1 protein-coding gene is annotated in these 1,282 nt (G+C 67.8%); it reads right to left on the reverse strand.

Going from position 1 to position 1,282, the window contains the following annotated elements:
- Positions 1 to 31 precede the first annotated feature (31 nt).
- The gene (locus LPU43_RS00020; protein ID WP_444543560.1) at positions 32 to 1,159 is read right to left on the reverse strand and encodes an IS30 family transposase; all 1,128 of its coding nucleotides are present in this window, start codon (positions 1,157 to 1,159) and stop codon (positions 32 to 34) included.
- Positions 1,160 to 1,282: the final 123 nt, after the last annotated feature.

Consider the following 1,282-nt stretch of genomic DNA (forward strand, 5'->3'; position numbering starts at 1 on the left):
CGGATTCCAGGGGTCGTTGCACCATAGATGATCAACTGGTGTTGGTCAGTAGTTTAGCGAGGCGCTCGGCTGGGGTGTCCCAGCCGAGTGTTTTGCGTGGTCGGCCGTTGAGTTCGACGGCGACGGCGGCGAGGTGTTCGGGGGTGTGGACGGCGAGGTCGGTGCCTTTCGGGAAGTACTGGCGTAGCAGGCCGTTGGTGTTCTCGTTGGATCCGCGTTGCCAGGGTGAGTGGGGGTCGCAGAAGTACACGGGCATGCCGGTGGCGGTGCTGAACTGGTGATGCAGGGCCATTTCGGCGCCTTGGTCCCAGGTCAGGGAGCGTTTGAGGTGGGTGGGCAGGGTGGCGACGGTGGCTAGCAGCGCATCGCGGACTGCTTCGGCGGTGCGGTTTCGGCCGAGGTGGACCAGCAGGACGTAGCGGGTGGCGCGTTCGACGAGGGTGCCGATGGCGGAGGCGTTGTCCTTGCCGATGATGAGGTCGCCTTCCCAGTGTCCGGGCACGGCCCGGTCGGCGGCTTCGGCGGGTCGGTCGCTGATCATCACCATCGGGGTGGTGAAGCGGGACTGGCGTTGTCCGGGTTGACGGTGCGGCCGGCGTACCGCGCGGCCGGTGCGCAGCGCCCGGGTCAGCTCGCGGCGTAGCTCGCCGCGTCCTTGGACGTAGAGCGCCTGGTAGATCGTCTCGTGGGTCACGTGCATCCCTGGCCGGTCGGGGAAGTCCTGCCGTAACCGTCGCACGATCTGTTCGGGACTCCACCGTCGGTCCAGGCCGTCCTGCACCGCTTGGCGCAGTTTCGGATTCGCGGCGAGTCTGCTGATCTTCGGCCGGGGGCGCCGCGCGTCGGCCTGCGCCTGGGCCGCGTGCGGGCGGTAGTCCCCGGTCCGTGGGTGGGCGTTACGGCGCACCTCACGGCTGACCGTGGAGGGATCCCGTCCCAACTCGGCCGCGATCGACCGCAGCGATCTGCCCTCCCGGCGCAGGTCCGCGATCAAGATCCGATCCTCGACGGACAGGAACCGGCCGGAAGGGCTCGGCCGGGCGGGAGACGCAGCCTCCCGCCCGGCCTGGCTTACTCGTCCGTACCGCCAACGGTGCCCGGTACGCCGGTTGACCCCGACAACCCGGCACGCCTGCGCGGTACCCACACCTTGCGCCACAAGATCAAGATAAGCCTGGCGCTCGGCATGTAACTTCTTCCGCCCCTGCGGCAACCGGTCCTTACGAACTTCGAACACTGCAACCCCTGCAACTCAGGTGTTGCAACCACCACTAGAACCCAA

The sequence above is a fragment of the Micromonospora okii genome (genome assembly GCF_020884795.1).
Classification (GTDB): Bacteria; Actinomycetota; Actinomycetes; order Mycobacteriales; family Micromonosporaceae; genus Micromonospora; species Micromonospora okii.